The organism is Luteitalea sp. TBR-22 (genome assembly GCF_016865485.1).
In the GTDB taxonomy this organism is placed as follows: domain Bacteria; phylum Acidobacteriota; class Vicinamibacteria; order Vicinamibacterales; family Vicinamibacteraceae; genus Luteitalea.
In genome coordinates this window covers 4438639-4458925 of record NZ_AP024452.1, presented here as the reverse complement: position 1 = coordinate 4458925, position 20287 = coordinate 4438639, and the positions used below count along the sequence as shown (strand labels likewise).

At 70.2% G+C, this 20287-nt stretch carries 16 protein-coding genes; 2 read left to right on the top strand and 14 right to left on the bottom strand.

Annotated elements, in window-relative coordinates:
* Positions 1-28: 28 nt before the first annotated feature.
* From truB to TBR22_RS18600, 14 genes are all read right to left on the bottom strand, one after another.
* A complete protein-coding gene (truB, locus tag TBR22_RS18675; RefSeq protein WP_239489358.1) occupies positions 29-952 on the bottom strand; it encodes a tRNA pseudouridine(55) synthase TruB in 924 nt (307 codons plus the stop codon).
* Entirely contained in the window at positions 949-1929 is a 981-nt protein-coding gene (locus tag TBR22_RS18670; protein WP_239489357.1) for a bifunctional oligoribonuclease/PAP phosphatase NrnA, read from the bottom strand. The genes truB and TBR22_RS18670 overlap by 4 nt, the downstream gene beginning before the upstream one ends.
* Positions 1913-2320: a 30S ribosome-binding factor RbfA gene (gene rbfA, locus TBR22_RS18665; protein ID WP_239489356.1), complete on the bottom strand. Its 408-nt coding sequence runs from the start codon at positions 2318-2320 to the stop codon at positions 1913-1915. The genes TBR22_RS18670 and rbfA overlap by 17 nt, the downstream gene beginning before the upstream one ends.
* 185 nt (positions 2321-2505) lie before the next feature.
* Positions 2506-5508 carry a translation initiation factor IF-2 gene (gene infB, locus TBR22_RS26810; protein ID WP_370651356.1) on the bottom strand — a complete coding sequence of 1001 codons (3003 nt, stop codon included), beginning with the start codon at positions 5506-5508 and terminating at the stop codon, positions 2506-2508.
* Between the two features lie 149 nt (positions 5509-5657).
* Entirely contained in the window at positions 5658-6971 is a 1314-nt protein-coding gene (gene nusA / locus TBR22_RS18645) for a transcription termination factor NusA (RefSeq protein ID WP_239489355.1), read from the bottom strand.
* 5 nt (positions 6972-6976) lie between these two features.
* Complete coding sequence (gene rimP, locus TBR22_RS18640) at positions 6977-7486, bottom strand: ribosome maturation factor RimP (protein WP_239489354.1); 510 nt, start codon at positions 7484-7486, stop codon at positions 6977-6979.
* A gap of 306 nt (positions 7487-7792) precedes the next feature.
* The gene (rimO, locus tag TBR22_RS18635) at positions 7793-9253 is read right to left on the bottom strand and encodes a 30S ribosomal protein S12 methylthiotransferase RimO (protein ID WP_239489353.1); all 1461 of its coding nucleotides are present in this window, start codon (positions 9251-9253) and stop codon (positions 7793-7795) included.
* A 121-nt stretch (positions 9254-9374) separates the two neighbouring features.
* A complete protein-coding gene (gene asnS / locus TBR22_RS18630) occupies positions 9375-10673 on the bottom strand; it encodes an asparagine--tRNA ligase (RefSeq protein ID WP_239489352.1) in 1299 nt (432 codons plus the stop codon).
* 68 nt (positions 10674-10741) lie between these two features.
* The gene (locus TBR22_RS18625; protein ID WP_239489351.1) at positions 10742-11602 is read right to left on the bottom strand and encodes a sugar phosphate isomerase/epimerase; all 861 of its coding nucleotides are present in this window, start codon (positions 11600-11602) and stop codon (positions 10742-10744) included.
* Between the two features lie 21 nt (positions 11603-11623).
* Positions 11624-12625 carry an aminoglycoside phosphotransferase family protein gene (locus TBR22_RS18620; protein WP_239489350.1) on the bottom strand — a complete coding sequence of 334 codons (1002 nt, stop codon included), beginning with the start codon at positions 12623-12625 and terminating at the stop codon, positions 11624-11626.
* 179 nt (positions 12626-12804) lie between these two features.
* Positions 12805-13749 carry a sugar phosphate nucleotidyltransferase gene (locus TBR22_RS18615; RefSeq protein WP_239489349.1) on the bottom strand — a complete coding sequence of 315 codons (945 nt, stop codon included), beginning with the start codon at positions 13747-13749 and terminating at the stop codon, positions 12805-12807.
* Positions 13746-14288: a class IV adenylate cyclase gene (locus tag TBR22_RS18610; protein ID WP_239489348.1), complete on the bottom strand. Its 543-nt coding sequence runs from the start codon at positions 14286-14288 to the stop codon at positions 13746-13748. Before TBR22_RS18610 ends, TBR22_RS18615 begins: the two co-directional genes overlap by 4 nt.
* Positions 14288-15823, bottom strand: a complete 1536-nt coding sequence (locus TBR22_RS18605) for a trypsin-like peptidase domain-containing protein (RefSeq protein WP_239489347.1) — start codon at positions 15821-15823, stop codon at positions 14288-14290. Before TBR22_RS18605 ends, TBR22_RS18610 begins: the two co-directional genes overlap by 1 nt.
* A gap of 64 nt (positions 15824-15887) precedes the next feature.
* The gene (locus TBR22_RS18600; protein ID WP_239489346.1) at positions 15888-17072 is read right to left on the bottom strand and encodes a Xaa-Pro peptidase family protein; all 1185 of its coding nucleotides are present in this window, start codon (positions 17070-17072) and stop codon (positions 15888-15890) included.
* A gap of 202 nt (positions 17073-17274) precedes the next feature.
* Here TBR22_RS18600 and TBR22_RS18595 point away from each other — a divergent pair, with 202 nt between their 5' ends.
* A complete protein-coding gene (locus TBR22_RS18595) occupies positions 17275-19803 on the top strand; it encodes a VWA domain-containing protein (protein WP_239489345.1) in 2529 nt (842 codons plus the stop codon).
* Positions 19804-19861: 58 nt separating this feature from the next.
* The gene (locus TBR22_RS18590) at positions 19862-20275 is read left to right on the top strand and encodes a hypothetical protein (protein ID WP_239489344.1); all 414 of its coding nucleotides are present in this window, start codon (positions 19862-19864) and stop codon (positions 20273-20275) included.
* The last annotated feature ends 12 nt before the right edge of the window (positions 20276-20287 follow it).

Here is a 20287-nt window from a genome sequence, read left to right as displayed (position 1 = left end):
AGGGGCGGGTCACGCGGTGGGCGCGTCGTCAGCCCACGACCACGTCGGCGTGGAGCAACCCGCGGGCCTGCCGGCTCGGGATGGCGAGCGCGACGAGCGCGCCGCCGCAGTCGAGCAGGCGCACCCGCTCTGCGAGGAAGACGCCCGGCGATTGCCCCGGAGCGGGGGCAAAGGGCTGCCCGTGCCGCACCGCGCGCTCCTGTGCCTCGTCGAGCGTGAGGGCAGGGAGGTGCGGCAGCAGGTCGGCCATGGGGACGAGCCACCCGGCCATCTCTTCCGGACTGGCCTCGACGATCGCGCCGATGGCGCGCGCCACGTCCAGCTCGAACGCGCCACTGCCCGTCCTGCGCAGCGCCGACAGGTGGGCGGGGACGCCGAGCGCCTGCCCCAGGTCACGCGCGAAGCTGCGCACGTAGTAGCCGGCCGACGTCTCCAGGTCGACCACCGCCACGTGCCGCATCGCGTCCCACTCGACGAGCGTCACCGCATGGGCGGTGACCTCGACGGCGTCCAGGGCCACCGTCTCGCCGCGCCGCGCGAGGGCGTAGGCGCGCTCGCCGTCGATCTTCTTGGCCGAATGCGCCGGCGGTACCTGCGGGTGCGTGCCGACGGCGCCGGCCAGCGCGCTGATCAGCGCCGGCTCGGTCAGCGCGGCGAGGGCATCCAGGGAGGCCTCCTCGGTCGGCGTGCCGGTGCGATCCCCGGAGTCGGTCGCCGCCCCGAACGCGACGTCGGCCCGGTATCGCTTGCGACTGGCGGTGAGGAACTGCGACAGGCGCGTCGCTCGCCCGACCACCACCGGCAGCACCCCGGTGGCGAACGGGTCCAGCGTGCCGGTGTGGCCCACCTTCGTGCCACGTGGCAACCGCCGGCGCACCGCCGCGACGACGTCGTGCGATGTCAGGCCGGCGGGCTTGTCGACGACGAGGGCCCCGTCGAGGGAGGCGCTCACGCGAGCGCGTCGAGCAGCAGGGGCAGCAACCGCGCCTCCACCGCCTCGAGGGGATCGGGCACCGTGAAGCCGCTGGCATTGCGGTGGCCGCCGCCGCCGAACTGCTGCGCCACGGCGCGCACGTCGATGGTGCCCTTGGAGCGAAGGCTGACGCGCGTCACGCCGTCCTCGTCGTTGCGCAGCAGGCACACCGCGCGGATCGCCTGCGCCGTGAACGGCATGTTGATGAGGCCCTCGGTCTCATCGGGTGTGGATCCGGCGCGCTCGTGCTCGTCGGGCGTCAGCGTCAGCACCGCCAGGCGGCCGTCGGCCTCGAGGCGCATGCCGTGCAGCAACTCGCCCATCAGGCGGACGCGTCCGAGGCTGAAGCTGTCGTAGGCGATCTGACCCACGCGGACGGGATCGGCGCCGGCCAGCACGCAGCGCCGCGCGAGGTCGAAGCTGCGCGCCGAGATGTGCGAATGGCGGAACCCGCCGGTGTCGGTGAGCAGGCCCAGATACAGGTACGTCGCGATCTCCTCGTCCCAGGGCACGCCGAGCGCATCGATGGCGTCGGCCACCATCTCGACGCACGCTGCCGCACCTTCATCGAACCAGTTGATCGTGCCGTAGGCGGTGTTGCCGAGGTGGTGATCGATGTTGAGGACGGCGCCCGCGCGCTCGAGCCCGGCGATGCCAGTGCGCGACAGCGCGCTCGATTCCATCACGATGACGGTGGCCCCTGCGGCGTCGACCTCGCGCGTCACCTCCAGCGTGTCCATGCGCGGGAAGGCGAGGAAGGCCGCAGGTGCCGGGTCGCTGCACACGGTGCGCACGCGACGTCCCCGCCGACGCAGCGCCGCGGCCATCGCCATGACCGAGCCGAGCGAGTCGCCATCGGGGCGCGCGTGACCGCAGATCAGCACGGGACCGTCGCCGGCGAGGGCCTCGACGAGCGAGGCCGGCACGGCGAGGGGCGCGTCACTCAGCGTGGTCATCGGGGGTGGCCTCGGCCTGCTCGCGGGCTTCGCGTTCGGCACGTTCGCTGGCGATCTGGCGCAGCAGCGTCTCGACGCGCTCCTGGCGCTCGAGGTTCTCGTCGTAGTGGAACTTCACCTCGGGGGCCCGCCGCATGTTCATCGTCTCGGCGAGCCGGCGACGCACGAACGGTGTGGCGCGTTCGAGGGCCTTCGCGGTCTTGCGCCGCTCGACCTCGTCGCCGACGAGCGTGTAGTAGACGTGGGCGAGGCCCATGTCGCTCGTCATCTTGACGTGCGTCACGGTGAGCAGGCCGATCGCCGGGTCCTTGACCTCGAACGACAGCAACTGGCTGACCTCGTCCTTGATGTGGTCGGCGATGCGCTCGGCGCGGGAACCGGAACCTTGCATGGGGGAATTGTACAAATGCCGCGATGCCGCGATGCCGGCAATGTCGGCAGCGCACGCAAGGAGCAAGGGAAGAGGGACGACAGAAGACGGACGAAAAAGGCGAATGCCGAAGGGTGGTGCCCCTCGGCATTCTCGGGATTCCTGCATCACGGCATTCCCGGGCTGACGCCCGGGGGCCCCGGGCCTCAGCCCGGGATGGTGACCGCGATTTCCTCGGTGACGAAGACCTCGATGGTGTCGCCGGCCTTGACGTCGTTGTAGCGCTCGAACGTCATGCCGCACTCGAGGCCGTTCTTGACCTCCGACACGTCGTCCTTGAACCGGCGCAGCGAGCTGAGCTTGCCGGTGTGGATGACGACCCCATCGCGGAGCAGGCGCGCCTGCACATCGCCCGAGCGACGGATGACGCCCTCGGTGACGAAGCAGCCGGCGACGGTGCCAGCCTTCGGCACGCGGAACACCTCGCGCACCTCGGCCATGCCGATCCGGTTCTCCTTGATGGTGGGCGCCAGCATGCCCGCCATCGCGGCGCGAATCTCGTCGGTGACGTTGTAGATGATCGAGTGGAGGCGGATGTCCACCTTCTCGCGCTCGGCCACCGACTCGGCATTGCGGTCGGGCCGCACGTTGAAGCCGATGATGATGGCTTCCGACGCGGTCGCCAGCAGCACGTCCGACTCGTTGATGGCGCCGACGCCCGAGCTGAGGACGCGCACCTTGATGCGCTCGTCGCCCAGCTTCTGGAGCGAGTCGGCCAGCACCTCTGCCGAACCCTGCACGTCGGCCTTGATGATCAGCGCCAGCTCCTTCACGTCGCCCTCGGCGATGTGCTTCTGGAGCGACTCGAGGGTCATGCGACCGCCCTTGGCGCCGAGCGACTTGGCCTTGGCCTGTTCCTCGCGGAACATCGCGATCTGGCGGGCCTTGGCCACGTCCTCGACCGCCTGGAACGTGTCGCCTGGCGTCGGAACACCGCCGAGACCGAGCACTTCCACCGGTGTGGAGGGGCCGGCTTCGCGGACGGAACGGCCACGGTCGTCCTGCAGCGCGCGCACCTTGCCGACGATGGTGCCGACCAGCACGGTGTCGCCGACGTGCAGCGTGCCGTCCTGGACCAGCACGGTGGCCACCGGACCGCGACCGCGATCAAGCTTGCCTTCGAGCACGGTGCCCGAGGCGTTGCGCGACGCGTTGGCCTTGTGCTCGCCGATTTCGGTGACCAGCAGGATCATCTCGAGCAGCGTGTCGAGGTTCTGCTTGGCCTTGGCCGAGACCGGCACCATGACCGTGTCGCCGCCCCAGGCCTCGGCGAGCAGCCCGAGCTCCGAGAGCTCGCGCATGACCCGCTCCGGGTTGGAGTCCGGCTTGTCGATCTTGTTGATGGCGACGATGATCGGCACCTTTGCCGCGCGTGCGTGGTCGATCGCCTCACGCGTCTGCGGCATGACGCCGTCGTCGGCCGCAACCACCAGGACCACCACGTCGGTGACCTTCGCGCCGCGGGCACGCATGGTGGTGAACGCCGCGTGGCCAGGCGTGTCGAGGAACACGATCTTGCGACCGTTGAGCTCGACCGCGTAGGCCCCGATGTGCTGCGTGATGCCACCGGCCTCGCGCTCGGCGACCCGCGTGGTGCGGATGCTGTCGAGCAGCGTGGTCTTGCCGTGGTCGACGTGGCCCATCACCGTGACGACCGGCGCACGGGTGACGCGGTCCTCGGGCTTGTCGGCCCCTTCCTCGAACTCGACGATCTCTTCCTCGAAGGTGCGGACCTCGACCTCGGCGCCGAACTGGCGCGCGAGCATCGTCGCCGTGTCGGCGTCGAGCGTGCTGTTGATCGTCATGCGCATGCCCTGCTCGAGGATCACGCGCATCACGTCCTTGACCTTGGCCTCGAGCTTGTCGGCCAGGTCCTTGACCGTCATGCCCTCCGCGAGGGTGATGATCCGGGTGATCGGCGGCGGCGCCGCCGGCCCCGACTGCACGGGCTGCTCGAGGCGCGGTCCGCGCGTCCGGCTGCCGCCGCTGCGCCCACCTGGCCGCGGGCGATGTCCGCCAGGCGCGCCACCCGGACGATACCCGCCGGGACCGCCGCCGGGCTGGCCGGGACGCGGGAACTGCGCCGCCCCGGGACGCTGGCCGGGCTGGCCTGGCGCGCCCGGAGGGCCGCCGAGCGGACGTCCGCCCGGCCCGACCACGCCCGGGGCGCGGCCGATGTTGGCGTACGTCGGCTGATAGCTCGGCCTGGCCACCTGCGGCAGCGGCGAGCGGATCGGCTGCGTAGGCAGAGGCCGCGGGCCACCTGGCAGTGCGGCGCCGGGGGGCAGGGGACGCGGACCGGCGGTTGCCGGACGAGGTGGACCTGCCGGCCCCGCAGGACCTGCCGGACCAGCCGCCGTCGGCGGCGCGGGGCGCCTGACCGGAGGAGGCGTGGGCGGCGCAACGGGGCGGGCCGGACGCATGGGTGGGGCGCTCACAGGGCGGTTCGGATCCTCGACGCGGAGGCGCAGCGACGACGGCACGACGCGGCCGGCATCCTGTTCCTCGTCCGTGGTGGACGGGGCTGGCGGAGCCGCCGGCGCGGCGGCCACGGGGGCCGACGGTGCCTCGACGACCGGGACCACCGGAGCGGGCGCGGCCTCGACCGGCGCCTCGCGCTGCTCGACGGCCGGTGCTGCGGCCGCCGCGGCGGGTTCACTCGCTGCGGCCGGCGCCTCCACGGGCGCCGACGGGGGCACCGCCTCGGTCGCCACCGTCGCGGCCGGAGCCGTCGGGGTGGGAGAGGCGGGTGGGGCGACCGCTGCCGGAGCCTCCTGCGCGGGCGCGACCTCGGCCGGAGCAGGTGGTGGCGCGACCTCGACGGGCGCAGGCGCGGCCGCAACGGGGGCCTCGACGGCTGGCGGGGCAGCCGGCATCGCGCCGGGCACCTTGAGGGCCTTGACGAGGCGGGGCGGCGGCAGCGGGGCCGCCTTGGGCGGCTCCGGCGCAGCCGGGGCCTTGCCGCCGGGGCCGGGCTTCTTGCCCATCGGGCGAGCGGCCGGACCCTCGTTGAACATCTGCGCCGCGGGCGGGAGCGCGATGTTGCGCTTGCGCGCATGGCGCTCCACGAACTGCCGGGCCACCACCTCTTCGATGGTGCTCGAGGCCGAACGCACCTCGATGCCTGCCTCCACCTTCAGGAGATCCATGACCTCCTGGCTGGGTGCATTGAGCAGTTCCGCGACTTTGTAGATCCGGACAGTCGACAACGTGTCCCCTTCGTTCTAGGCCAGCCTCCGACCGTGCCCTTGGCCCCGGTCGGCCCTTCTCTCGCGCGCCCCCACGGGGCGTACGAGTACTACGACTCCTGCGGCGGTTCCGCGTCCCGACCCGGGCCACTTTCGAGGCCCATGGGCGAGGCGTCACCCGGCGGCTCGTCGGCCCCCGGCGTGGCGGTTTCGGCCTCGGCCTGCTCGGCCACGTGCTCGACGCCCATGTTGGGGTCGAACAGCGCGTCCATCGCAGCGGCGCCGGTGAGCGGCACCTCGGCCTGGCCCTCGGCCACGGCGTTCCAGTCGAACCCGGCGAGCTGGGCCTCGACTTCCTTGCGCTTCTCTTCCTCGCTCTTGATGTCGATCTTCCAGCCGGTCAGCTTGGCGGCGAGCCGCACGTTCTGGCCCTTCTTGCCGATCGCGAGCGAGAGCTGCTTGTCCTCGACCACCACCTCCATCACCCGCTCCTGGTCGTCGAGGATGGTGACGCGCTGCACGCGCGCCGGGCTGATGGCGTTGGTGACGAACTCGACGGGGTCTTCCGAGAACTCGACGATGTCGATCTTCTCGCCGCGGAGCTCCCGGATGATGGCCTGCACGCGGGTGCCCTTGATGCCGACGCAGGCGCCGACCGGGTCGACGTCGCGCTCGCGGCTGTACACGGCCACCTTGGCGCGGTCGCCCGCCTCGCGCACCGCGCCGCGGATCATCACGGTGCCGTCGTAGATCTCGGGCACTTCCTGCTCGAACATCTTGACGAGCAGCGCCGGGTCGGTGCGCGACAGGATGACCTGCGGCCCCTTCAGGTTCTCGTTGACGTTCTTGATCACCGTCCGCACGCGGTCGCCGATGGCGTAGTTCTCGGCGCGCGACTGCTCCTTGCGGGGCAGGCTCGCCTCGATGCGACCGAGCTCGACGATGATGTCGCCCTGCTCGAAGCGCTTGACCGTGCCGGTGACGACCTCGCCGACCCGCGACGAGAACTCGTCGAACACGTTGCGCCGCTCGGCCTCGCGCACCTTCTGGAAGATCACCTGCTTGGCCGTCTGCGCGGCGATGCGCCCCAGCTTTTCCTTGCTCTTGGGGAACTCGATCTCGTCCTCGAGCTCGATGCCCGCCGCGTACTCCTCGCCGTAGACACGGTAGATGTCCTGGGCGTCGCCCAGCGAAATCTCGGTGGCCGGGTTCTCGACGGTCTCGACGACCTTCTTGACGGCCAGGAGCTCGACCTCGCCGGTCTCGTAATTCAGGCGGGCCTTCAGGTTCTCGCCGTCCTTGCCGTAGGACTTGCGCGAGGCGGTGAGCACGGCTTCCTCGATTGCCGTGATCACGATGGCCGGATCGATCCCTCGCTCCTTGGCGAGCGTCTCGATCGATTGCACGAGCGGGTTGGTACTCATCGCGTCTAGAACTCCACCTCGAGACGGGCCCGGCTGATCTCCGCAAGCGGAATCCGTCGCTCCTTGCGACGACCCACCTGCAGGATGACGACCTCGTCCTCGACGCCGGCAATCCGGCCCTCGAAATGCGTCTGGCCCTCGACCCCTGCCGGCACCACCAGCTTCGCGAGCCGTCCGCTGAACCGCCGGAAATCGTCGGCGTGGCGCAGCGGCCGGTCGAGGCCCGGTGACGACACCTCGAGGGTATAGGTGTGGTCGAGCACGTCCTCGACGTCCAGAATCGTGCTCAGGTCCGTGCTCACCCGCTGGCAGTCCTCGATCCCTATGGACTGCTCCGGCGTCTCCACGACGACGGCACCGTCGGCATCGCGCTGCAGCGGTCGATCGATGACGACACGCAGCACCCAGCCACTCGACTCCCGCCGCAGCTGGATGTCGAAGATGTCGAGTCCGCAGGAACCTGCGACCCGGGTGGCCGCGGTCCGGACGCGCTCCAGGCGCGTGTCGGTTGTCACAGTCGACGAGACAGCGACCCCTGAAACACGAAGAGTGGGCAAAGCGGCCCACTCCGGAAGGGTAGCCTGAACTCCAATCGTGGACTGTAGCACGGTTTCGAGGCCGCGCGAAAGGCCCGGAAGGACGGGCTCACCGGGCCTCGCCGCGGCCGGGACAATGCCGTGATGCCGCGAGGCCGGAATGTCACAGCCCGGGGCGCTTCGTCGGCCGATGGCTGGCCGTCGTCACGCGGCTTCCGGCCTTGGGCCTTCGACCTTCGGCCTTCCCTGAGCCTTGAGCCCTGAGCCCTTTCGGCATTCCCGGCATTACGAGGTCAGGGCTTCTACCGGCCTGACGATGAGGTCGTACCCCGCCGCGTCGACCACCTCGGCGTCCACGTACGTGCCGGGCGGGAAATCCGTGGGGTCACAGTCGGTGAAGAACACCACCGGATCCACCTCGGGCGCCTGCCCGGGCAGCCGGCCCTGCAGGACGAGGTCGTGCTCCTTCGACGGGCCGTCCACCACCACACGCACCGTCTGGCCGATTCGCGCCTTCTGCCGGCGGGCGACGATGCGCTGCTGCACCTGCATCACCCGCTTCTGCCGCTTCCGCTTCACCGCCTCCGGCACATCGTCCTCGAGGCTGGCCGCTGCGGTGCCCTCCTGGTGGGAGTAGGTGAAGACCCCCACGTGGTCGAACTCGATGGTCTTGACGAAGTCCACGAGCTCGTCGACGTCGGCCTCGGTCTCGCCGGGGAAGCCGACGACGAAGGTGGTGCGAAGCGTCACGCCGGGCAGGGCATGGCGCAGGTTGCCGAGCAGGGTCTCGTAGCTCTTGCGGGTGCCCGGCCGCCGCATCCGCTTCAGCATCGCCGCCGACGCGTGCTGCAGCGGCAGGTCGATGTAGCGCACCACCTTCTCGCACGCGGCCATCGCCTCGATGGTCTCGGCCGTGATCGTGGTGGGGTAGAGGTACAGGAGGCGAATCCACTCCAGCCCCTCGATGGCGTTCAGCGCCCGCAGCAGGCGGCCGAGCGCGCCCCGGTCCTGCCGGTCGCGGTCGATGCCATAGAAGGTCGTGTCCTGCGACACCAGGAGCAGTTCCTTCACGCCCCGGGCGGCCAGGGCCCTCGCCTCGGCCACCACGGAGGCCTCGTCGCGGCTCCGGTAGGCGCCGCGCAGCTTCGGGATGATGCAGAACGCGCAGTTGTAGTCGCAGCCCTCGGCGATCTTCACGTACGCGTAGTGGCCGGGCGTGGTCAGCCGCCGGGGCGTCGCCGCGTCGTACAGGTAGGTCGGGAGGACCTCGGCGTCGCGATGTCTCGCTGACGCCCTGTCGGCCTTGGGCGTTCGGCCTTCGGCCTTCGGCACCGACGTCACGGGCTCGGCGCTCCCGTCCGTGCCGCGGCGGAACAGGCCGACCGTGGCGGGCGCGGTGGCACTCCCCTCGAGCGCGCCGACGATGTGGTCCACCTCTCCGGTGCCGAGCACCGCGTCGATCTCGGGGATTTGCTCTCGCAGTTCCTCCCGGTACCGCTCGGCCAGGCACCCGGTGACCACCAGCCGCCTCGCCCGGCCGCCGGTCTTGTGCTGCGCCATCTCCAGGATGGTGTCGATCGACTCCTGCTTGGCCGAGTCGATGAACGCACACGTGTTGACCACCAGCACGTCGGCCTCGGCCGCGTCGCCGGTGATCTCGTGGCCGGCCCGTTCGGCCAGGCCGAGCATCACCTCGGAGTCGACGAGGTTCTTGGGACAGCCGAGGGAAACGAGGCCGATTTTCATTGCAGATCAGAACGGGAATCGGGAAGCGGGAATCGGGAATTGCAATCCGGACGCGGACGGTGTCGGGCGCAAACACAGGCTCGTCGACTCCCGACTGCCGACTCCCGACTCCCGACTCCCGTCACGGATACATCCTGTACAGCATCCGCGGGTACGGAATCGTCTCGCGGACGTGCTCGAGGCCGCAGATCCACGCCACCACGCGCTCGATGCCCATGCCGAAGCCGGCGTGCGGCACCGACCCGTAGCGACGGAGGTCCAGGTACCAGTCGAAGGCTTCCTGCGGCAGGTCGTGGTCCTTGATGCGCTGCAGCAGCAGGTCGTAGTCGGCGAGGCGCTCGCCGCCGCCGATGATCTCGCCGTAGCCCTCGGGCGCGAGCACGTCCACCCCCAGCGCCAGCTCGGGGCGTTGCGGGTCGGGCTTCATGTAGAACGCCTTCACGGCCGCCGGGTAGCGGTGCACCATCACCGGCCGGTCGAACTGGTCCGACAGCACGGTCTCGTCGGTGCCGCCGAAGTCGCCACCCCATTCGATCGGCAGGCCCGCACCCTTCAGGCGCTCGACCGCGTCGTCGTACGAGATGCGCGGGAACGGCGTCTTCACCGTCTCCAGCTTGGTGGTGTCGCGCTCGAGCTGCGCGAGCTCCGGACGGCGCTTGTCCAGCACCCGCGCCACCACCGATTCCACCAGCTGCTCGGCCAGCGTCATGGTGTCGTCGAGATTGGCGTACGCCATCTCCGGCTCCACCATCCAGAACTCGGTCAGGTGCCGACGGGTCTTGCTCTTCTCGGCGCGGAACGTCGGGCCGAACGCGTACACCCGGCCGAGTGCCATCGCGTTGGCCTCGTTGTACAGCTGGCCGCTCTGCGTCAGGTAGGCCGTCCCGTCGTCGAAGTACTTGACCGGGAACAGCGTCGTCGTGCCCTCGCACGCCGAGGGCGTGAAGATGGGCGTATCGGCGAGGATGAAGCCACGGCTGTTGAAGAAGTCGCGGACGGCATCGATGATCTCGTGCCGCACCCGGAGGATCGCGTGCTGCCGCTGCGACCGGATCCACAGGTGACGCCGGTCCATCAGGTAGTCGACGCCGTGCTCCTTCGGGGTGATGGGGTAGTCGACCGACTCGCCGACGACCTCGAAGCTCGTCCCCGTGAGCTCGTAACCGCCCTTGGCGCGCGCATCGGCCCGGACCTTGCCCGTCACGATGATCGAGGTCTCCTGCGCGAGGTGGTCGGCCTTAGCGAAGAGCTCCTCGCCGATGTCGGCCTTCGACATGACGACCTGGATGAAGCCCGTGCCGTCACGCACGATGAGGAAGTGGATCTTCCCGCTGGAGCGGCGGTTGTGCAGCCACCCCCGGAGGGTCACGTCCTGGCCGTCGAACTGGGCGATGTCCTGGATGTAGGCGACAGGCGGCATGGGTCCGTCGAACAGGATCGCAGGAAACGCCGAAAATCCCAACGACCCGGTGGAGGGGGCGCCCCGGGTCACTCGTCGGCGAAGACGAAGTCGAGGCCGAGCATCGACTCCATGCGCCGGCGGGCGGCGCCGGCCCGCCGGAGCGTCGGGGCAGGCCCGTCCGGCCCCGCGGCGAGCTCGAACAGCAGCGTGCCGTCGTAGCCGACCTTGTGGAACCCGATCAGGAGCTCGTCCCAGTCGATCACGCCGTCGAAGGGCACGAGGTGGTCGTCGGCGCGGCCCCGGTTGTCGTGCAGGTGCGTGGTCACCAGGTAACCGGCAACCGTCTCGAGTGCGTCGATGACGTCGCCCTGCAACCGGGCGTGGCCGACGTCGAGACAGATGCCCAGCTCGGGGCGTTCCTCGTCCTCGATGAGGCGGACCAGTTGCCGCGCCGTCGACAGGGCATTCGGGATGATCTCGACGGCAATCTGCACGCCCACCCGCTCGGCGACCGGCGCGAGCGCGTCGAGCGTGTGGAGGACGGCGTCGCGCTGGTTGTCGCCGGAAGGCGGCGCGTACTCGTCGGGCACGCCGAGGTGCAGCACCAGGTGCCGGTAGGGCGCGACCTCGGCCAGCGTCAGGGCCTTGATGCACTCGTCGATGGTGCGGGTCCGTGCGGCGGCGCCGCTCGCGCCGGTCGAGAACGGCGGGCCCCACGTCGTGCCATGGAGGAACTCGGTGATCGGGGCGTGGACGCTGTGCAGCCGGACGCCTGCCGCCGCACACCAGCCGGCCAGTTCACCGGCCGCCGTCCGATCGTGGTAGTCGAAATGCGACCGCGTGGCGAACACCTCCACGGCCGAGAAGCCCTCGGCTGCCAAGGCCTCGAGGTGCGCCGGTCCGAGCCGCTCGGCGTGGAAGAGGTGAGTGGAGAGGCCGAAGTCCACGGTGGAAGTGTAGAACGCCTCCTACCTCAGTTCATCGACGTGCGCGGCGAGCAGGTCGTGCAGGCGGCCGAACATCCGATACCGGGCGAGGTTGGTGCGCACGTATCGCAGGGTGCGCGGCATGTACTGGATGTACACGGGGTTCTGCTTGGCGGTGGTCTGGTAGCCGAACGTGCCCAGCGCCTTGAGGTTGCGCTGCAGCGACATCACGTCGAAGCGCTCCCTGAACTCGGCCTCCGCCTCGGGGCGACCGGTCAGCGCCAGGAAGTACGCCAGCAGCCAGTTCACCGTCGAGTCCGACAGGTCGACGTACGAATCGCGCAGCAGGGACGCCAGGTCGTAGGTGTCCGGCCCGAGCCGCGCGTCCTGGTAGTCGATCAGGTACAGCCGCTGCTTGTGCAGCATCAGGTTGCGGCTGTGATAATCGCGGTGGCACAGCACGCGCGGTTCCGCGGCGAGCCGTTCGACGAGCAGCTTCAACTCCGCGCGGATGGCCGTCTGGGTGCCCTCGTCGAGCTCCACGCCCCGGTACCCGAGCAGGTAGTGCTTCAGGAAGAAGTCCATCTCCCAGCCGAGCTTGGCCTCGTCGAAGGCGACCCCGTACGGCAGGTACGCGTCGGACGCGAGTTCGGCGCCCCGGCTCTGCAGCGCGGCAATCAGCCGCACCGCCTCGCGATAGAGGCGTCCGTGCTCCTCGGTCGTCGCCAGGCCCAGGTGCGCCTGCAGCGTGACGTCGCCCAGATCCTCGAGCAGCAGCAGGCCGAGATCCGGCGCCTCGTCGAGGATGTCGGGCACCGGCACCGGCATCTGGTCGAGCAGGCGCGTCACGTTCAGGAACGGCAGCGTCTCGTCGAACGCCGTCGGGTACGCCGCCAGGACCATCGTCTGGCCCTCGGGGGCGATCAGGCGGAAATATCGGCGATCGGACGCATCGCCGGTCAGCGGCACCACGCGCACGCCACGCGCGCGCTGCCCGCTTCGCCCGAGATACTGCTCCACGCGTTCCTGAAAGGAATCGGCCACCAGTCGGTCCTGTCGAAGCGCCCGGTCGCCGGACGCGGCAAGCATGGTAACAGGCGTGAGCGGCTTCGCTGCGCCAACCCGCTCACGCCGATGCAGCGATGCCGAATGCCGCGATGCCGCAGGGGAAAGAAATCAGGAGCGAAGAGCACGGAGCCAAAGGCGCCGGGCGCCGGTCAGTGCTATGCGATCGAGTCCTGCAGGGCGGCGCCGGCAGGCAGCGGGCGCGCGCCCGTGACGATCACGTTGTGGAGGGCACACCCCGCGGGGACCTGCGCGCCTGGCCAGACGATGCAATCGCGCAGCCTGGCGGTGGGATCCACGAGGGCGGTGCGGTCGATCACGTTGCCCCGCGCATCGACCGCCTGGGCGCGGCAGGTCCGGCGGTAGTCGTCGACGGTGCCCACGTCGTCGAAGCGCGCCCCGAAGACGACGCCGCGCACCGCGCCCGGGTGCGAGGCGATCAGCCGCGGGTAGACGCCGCCGACGCTCTCGGCCGGGGCGTTGTCGGGGAGTCCGGCCAGCACCTCACGCCGTACCAGCTGGACGCCGGGGAAATGGACGCTCGGCACGATCGACGTGCGAGGGACGAAGCCGGTGACGACGCCTGCCGCCAGGACCGGACACGCCTCGGCCGGCGTCGCAAGGCCGGGCGCGGGGACCGGCACGTCCATCGTCACGCCACCGTAGCGACCCGGCGCGGGGTGCGGCATCAGTCCCATCGTGACCAGCGCTCCGCTCGCGACGTGCTCGTCCCACAGCGCGCGCAGCGGGATGTCGCACAACGTGTCGCCGTTGACGATGAGCAGCGTGTCGCCGTCGACCAACGGCAGCGCGTGCCGGGGACCGCCCGCCGAGCCGAGCACCACGGGCTGCTCCCAGGAGTAGCGCACGCGCACGCCGTATTGCGAGCCGTCGCCTACCTCGCGGGTGATCGTGTGCGGCAGGTGGTGCAGGTTCAGCACCGCCTCGGCGATGCCCTGCGCGGCCAGGCGGCGCAGGATGATGCCCACGAGCGTGTCGTCGCCGACCGGCATCACCGGCTTGGCACGGAGGTCGGTGAGCGGGCGCAGGCGCGTGCCGAGACCGGCCGTGAGGACCAGCGCCGCCGGGGGCCACGCGCTCATGCGGGGAACAGCATGTCCGGGCCGAGGCCCAGGGCGTCGCGCCGTTCCGCATGCAGCCGCGCGTACGACGCGGTCACGTACCGATCCGGCTCGACGCCAAGTGCCGCCGCGAGTTCGGTGATGCGCGCTTCCTGGCCTTCGAGCTCCACGAACACGCCGACCGGCGTCTCGTCGAGGGCCACCACGCACGTGTCGTCGCCGAACTCCTCGCGGAACTTCTGGTAGCGGAACGCCACCTCGTACCCGAGGCCCTCGAAGATCGCCCGCGTCATGGCGGCGTCGTCCGTGGACGTCTCGAACTCGGGCCGCACCTTCATCGGACCCGGCACGGGCGTCCCCTTGAAGGTGACGATGGCGCGTCCGGCGTCGAGCCGCAGGCGCAAGGCGCAGCCGCGTTCGCGCAGGCTGCGGTCCGGCGTGTCGTAGAGGGCGTCGTCCTGCAGGCGCCGCGCGTGACGCAGGGGGAGGCCGAGCGCGCCGACGGCGGCGCGCGCGGCCTCGATGGAGGGGTACTCGAGCTTGATCTCGCGCTCGACCACTAGTCCTTGCGGATGGCGAGCCCGAGTTCCTGCCCGCCGCGCAGCACGAGCAGGCGCGCGAGCCGACCGCTGGCGATCGCCTGCAGCTTCTTGCTGGCGTCGGCGGCGCTGGTCACCGGCTGCCCGTTGATCTGCGTGATCACGTCGAACCGGCGCAGGCCGCCCTCGGCCGCTGCGCTGCCGGGGTCGACCTCGGTGACTATCGCCCCGCCCGTGCTGCGGGGCAGTTCGAGGCGGCGCGCGATGTCGGGCGTGATGTCCTCGAGCCCGATGCCGAAGCCGGCGCTCTCCTCGACGGTGCTCTCTTCCTCGTTCGAGCCGGCCTCGGCCTCGAGGTCGAGTTCGCCGATGGTCACGCTCAACGAGGTGTTCTTGCCGTCGCGCACGACACGCAACGGCACCGTGGTGCCGGGACGCGTGCGCGTGACCATGTCCACGAGCTGATCGCGGTTCTTCACGGCCTTGCCGTTGAACTCGACGATGACGTCGAGCGGCTTGAGGCCGGCCTTGCCGGCGGGGCCGCCCGGCCGCACCGTGCGGACCAGTGCACCCTGGCGATTCGTGAGGCCGAGGTCCTCGAAGCCCTGCGCTTCGATGGGCGCAATCTCCACCCCGATCATGCCGCGCGTGACCTTGCCGGTCCGCAACTGCGGCACGAGCTCGCGCACCAGGTTGATCGGCACGGCGAACCCGATGCCCATGTTCGACGCCTGCGCGCGGTCACTGAGGATGGCCGTGTTGATCCCGATCACCTCGCCGCGCACGTTCAGGAGCGGCCCCCCCGAGTTGCCCGGGTTGATGGCCGCGTCGGTCTGCAGCATGTTGACGCTGCGCTGCGGGGCGACCTGGAAGGGCCGGCCCAGGGCGCTGACCACGCCGACCGTGACGGTGTGGTTCATGTTGAACGGGTTGCCGATGGCGACCACGAAGTCGCCGGGCTGCATCTGGTCGGAGTCGCCGAACTTCACCTGGTGCAGGGCGGCGGTCGGCTTCTTCAGCAGCTGGATCAGCGCGCTGTCGGTGAGGGGATCGCGTCCGACGATCTTGGCCTCGAACTCGACGTCGGCGTCGTCGCCGAAGAAGGCCACGTGGATCTTGTTGGCGTTCTCGACGACGTGGTTGTTGGTGAGGATCAGGCCCTCGGCCGCGTCGATGATGAAGCCGGTGCCGGCGCCCTGCGACTGCGGCTGCGGACGGCTGCGGCGCTGCCGGTTGCCCTGGCCGGGCTGCTGTCCTTCCGGCAGGAAGCGGCGGAGGAAGTCGTCGCCGAAGAAGTCGGTGAGCTCCTCGGTGCGCGGCGTCGACTCGGTGCGGATGTTGACCACCGCCGGCGACACCTCGCGCGCGATGGTGCGGAACGTCGTCGCGTCGATGCTGCCGGTGATCGGAGCGCTGTTGGCCGGCGGTGCGGCAGTCAGCGGCTGGGCCGACGAGGTCGGCGACAAATCGAGCCGCGACGCCAGCACCATGCCGATCGCCACCGAGGCGATCGCCAGCAGGACGGCGTAGAAGAGCGTGGTCTTGCGAGTGGACATGCGTGTCTCCGTGCGTCCTTCGACTTGCGGGGCGGCCGGCGGGAGGCTCGGCAGCCCGGACCCTTCAGCCCGCGAGGGCCGTGATGGCGCCCTGGCACGGGCCGCTGACCCGCGCCTCGGCGCCCCTGATGACGACGTTGATTTCCGTGCGGACACCGAACGTCGGGAAATACAGGCCCGGCTCGATGGTGAATCCCGATCCGTCGAGCAACTGCCGTTCGTCGCGCGTCTCGTAATCGTCGAGGTGCGCGCCATTCCCATGGACGCTTTCCCCGAGGCTGTGGCCGGTCCGATGCAAGATCGCGTCCGCGTAGCCGGCGCCGATGAGCACCTCGCGGGCGGCCTGGTCGAGTTCGAACCCACGCGCGTGGCCCCCGGCGTCGAGGGCGGCCTGCACCCGCTGCACGGCAGCGTCGCGAGCCCGCGCGATGGCGTCGAACGCCCTGGCCATGTCGTCGGGCACGCTGGCGCCCGTGTACGCGACCCACGTGATGTCGGCGTAGACCGCGCCCGGCGTGCCCTGCTTGCCCCAGAGGTCGAGCAGGACGAGCTGATTGCGGCCAATCGGCTGGTGTGCGTCGGCGGTCGGCAGGTAATGGGGGTTGCCGGCGTTGGCCATCGCCGCCACCACCGGCGGGTCGGAACTGACGAGCCCCTCTTCGGCGAACCAGCCGACCATCTGCTGCTGCAGGGCGTATTCGGTGGTCTGCAGGGAGCCGGCAGCCACCTGGCGCAGCACGTCGAAGGCCCGGTCCTTGATGCGGTGCAACGCTGCCGAGGCCGCCTCGTGTGTGGCAATCTGCACCGCCGACCAGACGGCCTCGAACTGCTGCACCAGGTCGCCCGACGACACCACCTCCACGCCACGCTGCCGGACCGCCTCGAGCGTGCCGGCATCGACGCGGGACAGGTAGGGGATGTTGCAGCCCGGCGAATACTCCATGGCGACACGCCGCCGCCCGCTCAGCAGCGCGTCGAGGCCTTCGTCCAGCGACCGGCGGCCGGCGTAGGGGCGCATCGTGCCCGGCAGGTGGTCCAGGTTGTGCCGCTCGACGGCGTGCACCAGGCCCTGCGGTTCGCCCTGCGCCGGGATGAAGTAGTACCAGCGGCGCGTGGTCATCTTCGGCGCGCCCAGCATGCCGGCCACCGACTGCGCGATCGGGTTGGAACCGTGGAAGTCGTACAGCAGCCAGCCGTCGAGGCCAGCGGCAGTGAGACTCGCCTGGATGGCGGCGACGTCGAGGGGCATCGGAAAAGTATACGGCCGCGGCTCAGCCGCCCGCCGAGGGATAGGACGCCGCACCGGCCAGGTTCGTTCACCCGGGGCCTCGACCATGTCCCGGCCGGGCGCGTCTTATAATCCCGTGTTGCCCAGCGCTGATGCCAGCGCGCAGTCCGGCGGGACGTGGAAGGACCACGCCCCGCGTCCCGGTAAACCTATGCGTCGATTCGTGTCATCCACGGCGGTCCTGGCGCTGCTGGCCGGGGCCGGGCTCCTGGCCCAGCAGGCCAGCGCTCCCGCTCCTGCCGCGCAGGCCGACCAGCCCCAGCGCCCCACCTTCCGCGCCCAGATCGACTACGTCGAGGTCTCGGCCATCGTCACCGACGACGACGGCAACCTCGTGTCGGACCTCAAGCAGGGCGACTTCCAGGTGTTCGAGAACGGCAAGCCGCAGACGATCAGCGTGTTCACGCCGGTGCGGATCCCTTTCGAGACGCCCACTCGGACGCTCATCGAGGGGCGCCCCCTCAAGTTCGACGTGGCCACCAACGAGGGGGCCCGTGAAGGCCGCGTGTACGTGATCGTCCTCGACGACTACCACATCGGCGCGTTGCGGGCCAATCAGGTCAAGCGTGCCGCCAAGGAGTTCATCGAGAAGCACGTCGCAGCCAACGACATGGTGGCCGTCATCCACTCGAGCGGCCGCAACAACGCGTCGCAGGAGTTCACCAGCGACAAGGACCTGATGACCGCGGCCATCGACAAGCTGATGGGCATGAAGCTGCGGTCGGCGACGCTCGAGCGGCTCGACGACTACCGCAACCGCGTCGAGTACCAGAACGCCCTCGCGGCCAGTTCCGGCGACGCCAATGCGGCGCGTGACAGGGCGCTCGACATGCTGGATCCGGAGCGGGCCTTCAACGCCCGGTCGACGATGGAGACGCTGCGCAACGTGTCGCGCCTCCTCGAGACCGTGAACGGCAGCCGCAAGGCGGTGCTCTTCTACAGCGAGGGCATCGACTACAACATCATCGACATCATGGGGACCCAGACCGGGTCGCGGTTCTCGAGCGACGTCCTCTACTCGATGCGCGACGCGATCGGCGCGGCCACCCGCAGCAACGTGGCGTACTACACGATCGACCCGCGCGGCCTCACCGCCATGTCCGACGACGAGATGGACATGCAGGCGCCACCGCAGGACGTCACGCTCGGCCTGAACCCCTGGAACATCCGCGACGAGCAGCGGCTGGCCCAGATGAGCCTGATGTCGCTCGCCGAGGAGACCGGCGGCGCGTACTCGGTCAACAGCAACGACTTCACGAAGATCTACGAGCGCGTCGTCCGCGACAGCAGCAACTACTACCTCCTCGGGTACTACCCGACCGACGAGCGCCGCAACGGCGCGGTGCGCCGCATCGAGGTCAAGGTGAACCGCAAGGACGTGAAGGTCTACGCCCGCAAGGCGTACCAGGCGCCCAAGGACAAGGAAGAGAAGAAGGTCACCGAGTCGGCCGCGGGAACCTCGCCCGAGGTGCGCTTCGCCCTGAACTCCGCGCTGCCGACGCCGGGCTTGAACCTGTCGGTGCACGCCGCGCCGTTCAAGGGGGCCAACAAGACCTCGTCGGTCGCGATCACCGTGCAGGTGGAGGGGGAGAAGCTGGCGTTCAAGCAGGCCGGCGACGTCTTCACCAACAACCTCGAGATCTCGATGATGGCCATGGACATCATGGGCAAGGTGCCCGACGGTGACCGGGCCAACCTGGACCTCAAGCTCCGCAAGGAGACCCGTGACCGCATGGCGCAGACCGGTATCCGTTCGGTGGCGACGCTCGACCTGCCGCCCGGGCGGTACCAGCTCCGCGTCGCAGCGCGCGAGGCCAACAACGGCACGCTCGGCTCGGTCTTCACCGACCTGATCGTCCCCGACTTCTCGGACAAGGACCTGAGCATGAGCGGCATCCTCCTGACGTCGACGGGCGCGCAGCTGACGCCGACGCCGCGCATGGAGGAGTCGCTCAAGAAGCTGATGCCGCTGCCCCCGACCACGACCCGCGGCTTCGCGCAGGTGGAGAACCTGTTCGGCTACGTCGACGTGTACGACTCGATTCAGGGCGGGCACAGCGTCGACATCACGACGACGGTGACGCGTGTCGACGGGACGAAGGTGTTCAACACCACCGAGGAGCGCAAGTCGACCGAACTCGGCGGCGGCAAGGGCGGCGGCTACGGCGTGCAGTTCGAGGTGCCGCTGAAGGACTTCGCGCCCGGCCTGTACGTGTTGAAGGTCGAGGCCAAGCCGCGCCTCGACAAGCCGTCGGTGTCGCGGGAAGTGACGTTCGCGGTGTACGGCCCGCCCGGGACGGGCACCGAAGCGGCCTCCAACGCCCCGCGATTCGTGCCCATCGCGCACGGCCCGCTCAGCAACGGTGGCGGCGCGGCCCGCGAGGCGGTGGTCCGCACCGAGCAGGACTGGGCGGCGCTGTGGGCGCAACTGCCCACCAAGCAGGCGGCGCCGCAGGTGGCCTTCGACCAGATGATGGTCGTGGGCGTGTTCCTCGGCAATCGCCCGACCAGTGGGTACAAGGTCGAGATTGCCGGCGTCGGCAAGGACGGCGACACGCTCATCGTGATGTACCGCGAGATCCCGCCGGTGCAGGGGTCGAGCGTCACGGCCACGGTCACCACGCCGTTTGCGGTCGCCGGCGTGACCAGGCACGACGGCCCGGTGCGCTTCGAGAAGGTGGCCGACAAGTAGCAGGACCGGGCAGGGCCGGAGAGCCGGCCCTGCCCAAATGGTTTACGCTGGACGCCGCATGGCGAAGCTCCCCGCACAGTCGTCGGCCGTCAGGACGCCGACGGCTCCCGAGCGCACCTCGCTCGGGCTCACGTCCAGGCAGGCCGCCCTCCTCGCGTACTCGGCCGGCTGGATCTCGGGGGTACTCGTCCTGTGGCTCGAGGCGCGCGACCGTCCCTCCCGGTGGCACGCCGCACAGTCGGTGCTGGGCTTCGGCGTCCTCTCGTTGCTCGGCGTGGCCACCCTCGGCGTGGCCGCGGTCGGGCTCCTGAGTTCGCTCGCCCTGTTCCGCGTGGGCGTTTGGGCGACCCAGTTCATCGTCGTGGTCGGGTTCGGCTTCTGGGCCTGGTCCCTGGCGCGCGTTGCCCTCGGCGGCACGCCGCGGTGGCCGCTGCTCGGCGACCGCGTCGACAGGCTCGCCGAACCGCACTGAACGAAGGGCTCA

Excerpts from the sequence above, each read along its gene's own strand:
- TBR22_RS18670 (WP_239489357.1), bottom strand. The coding sequence starts at position 1,929 with ATGACCACGCTGAGTGACGCGCCCCTCGCCGTGCCGGCCTCGCTCGTC.
- rimO (WP_239489353.1), bottom strand. The coding sequence starts at position 9,253 with ATGAAAATCGGCCTCGTTTCCCTCGGCTGTCCCAAGAACCTCGTCGAC.
- nusA (WP_239489355.1), bottom strand. The coding sequence starts at position 6,971 with ATGAGTACCAACCCGCTCGTGCAATCGATCGAGACGCTCGCCAAGGAG.
- rbfA (WP_239489356.1), bottom strand. The coding sequence starts at position 2,320 with ATGCAAGGTTCCGGTTCCCGCGCCGAGCGCATCGCCGACCACATCAAG.
- TBR22_RS18615 (WP_239489349.1), bottom strand. The coding sequence starts at position 13,749 with ATGAGCGCGTGGCCCCCGGCGGCGCTGGTCCTCACGGCCGGTCTCGGC.
- infB (WP_370651356.1), bottom strand. The coding sequence starts at position 5,508 with ATGGATCTCCTGAAGGTGGAGGCAGGCATCGAGGTGCGTTCGGCCTCG.
- asnS (WP_239489352.1), bottom strand. The coding sequence starts at position 10,673 with ATGCCGCCTGTCGCCTACATCCAGGACATCGCCCAGTTCGACGGCCAG.
- TBR22_RS18600 (WP_239489346.1), bottom strand. The coding sequence starts at position 17,072 with ATGCCCCTCGACGTCGCCGCCATCCAGGCGAGTCTCACTGCCGCTGGC.
- TBR22_RS18590 (WP_239489344.1), top strand. The coding sequence starts at position 19,862 with ATGGCGAAGCTCCCCGCACAGTCGTCGGCCGTCAGGACGCCGACGGCT.
- TBR22_RS18605 (WP_239489347.1), bottom strand. The coding sequence starts at position 15,823 with ATGTCCACTCGCAAGACCACGCTCTTCTACGCCGTCCTGCTGGCGATC.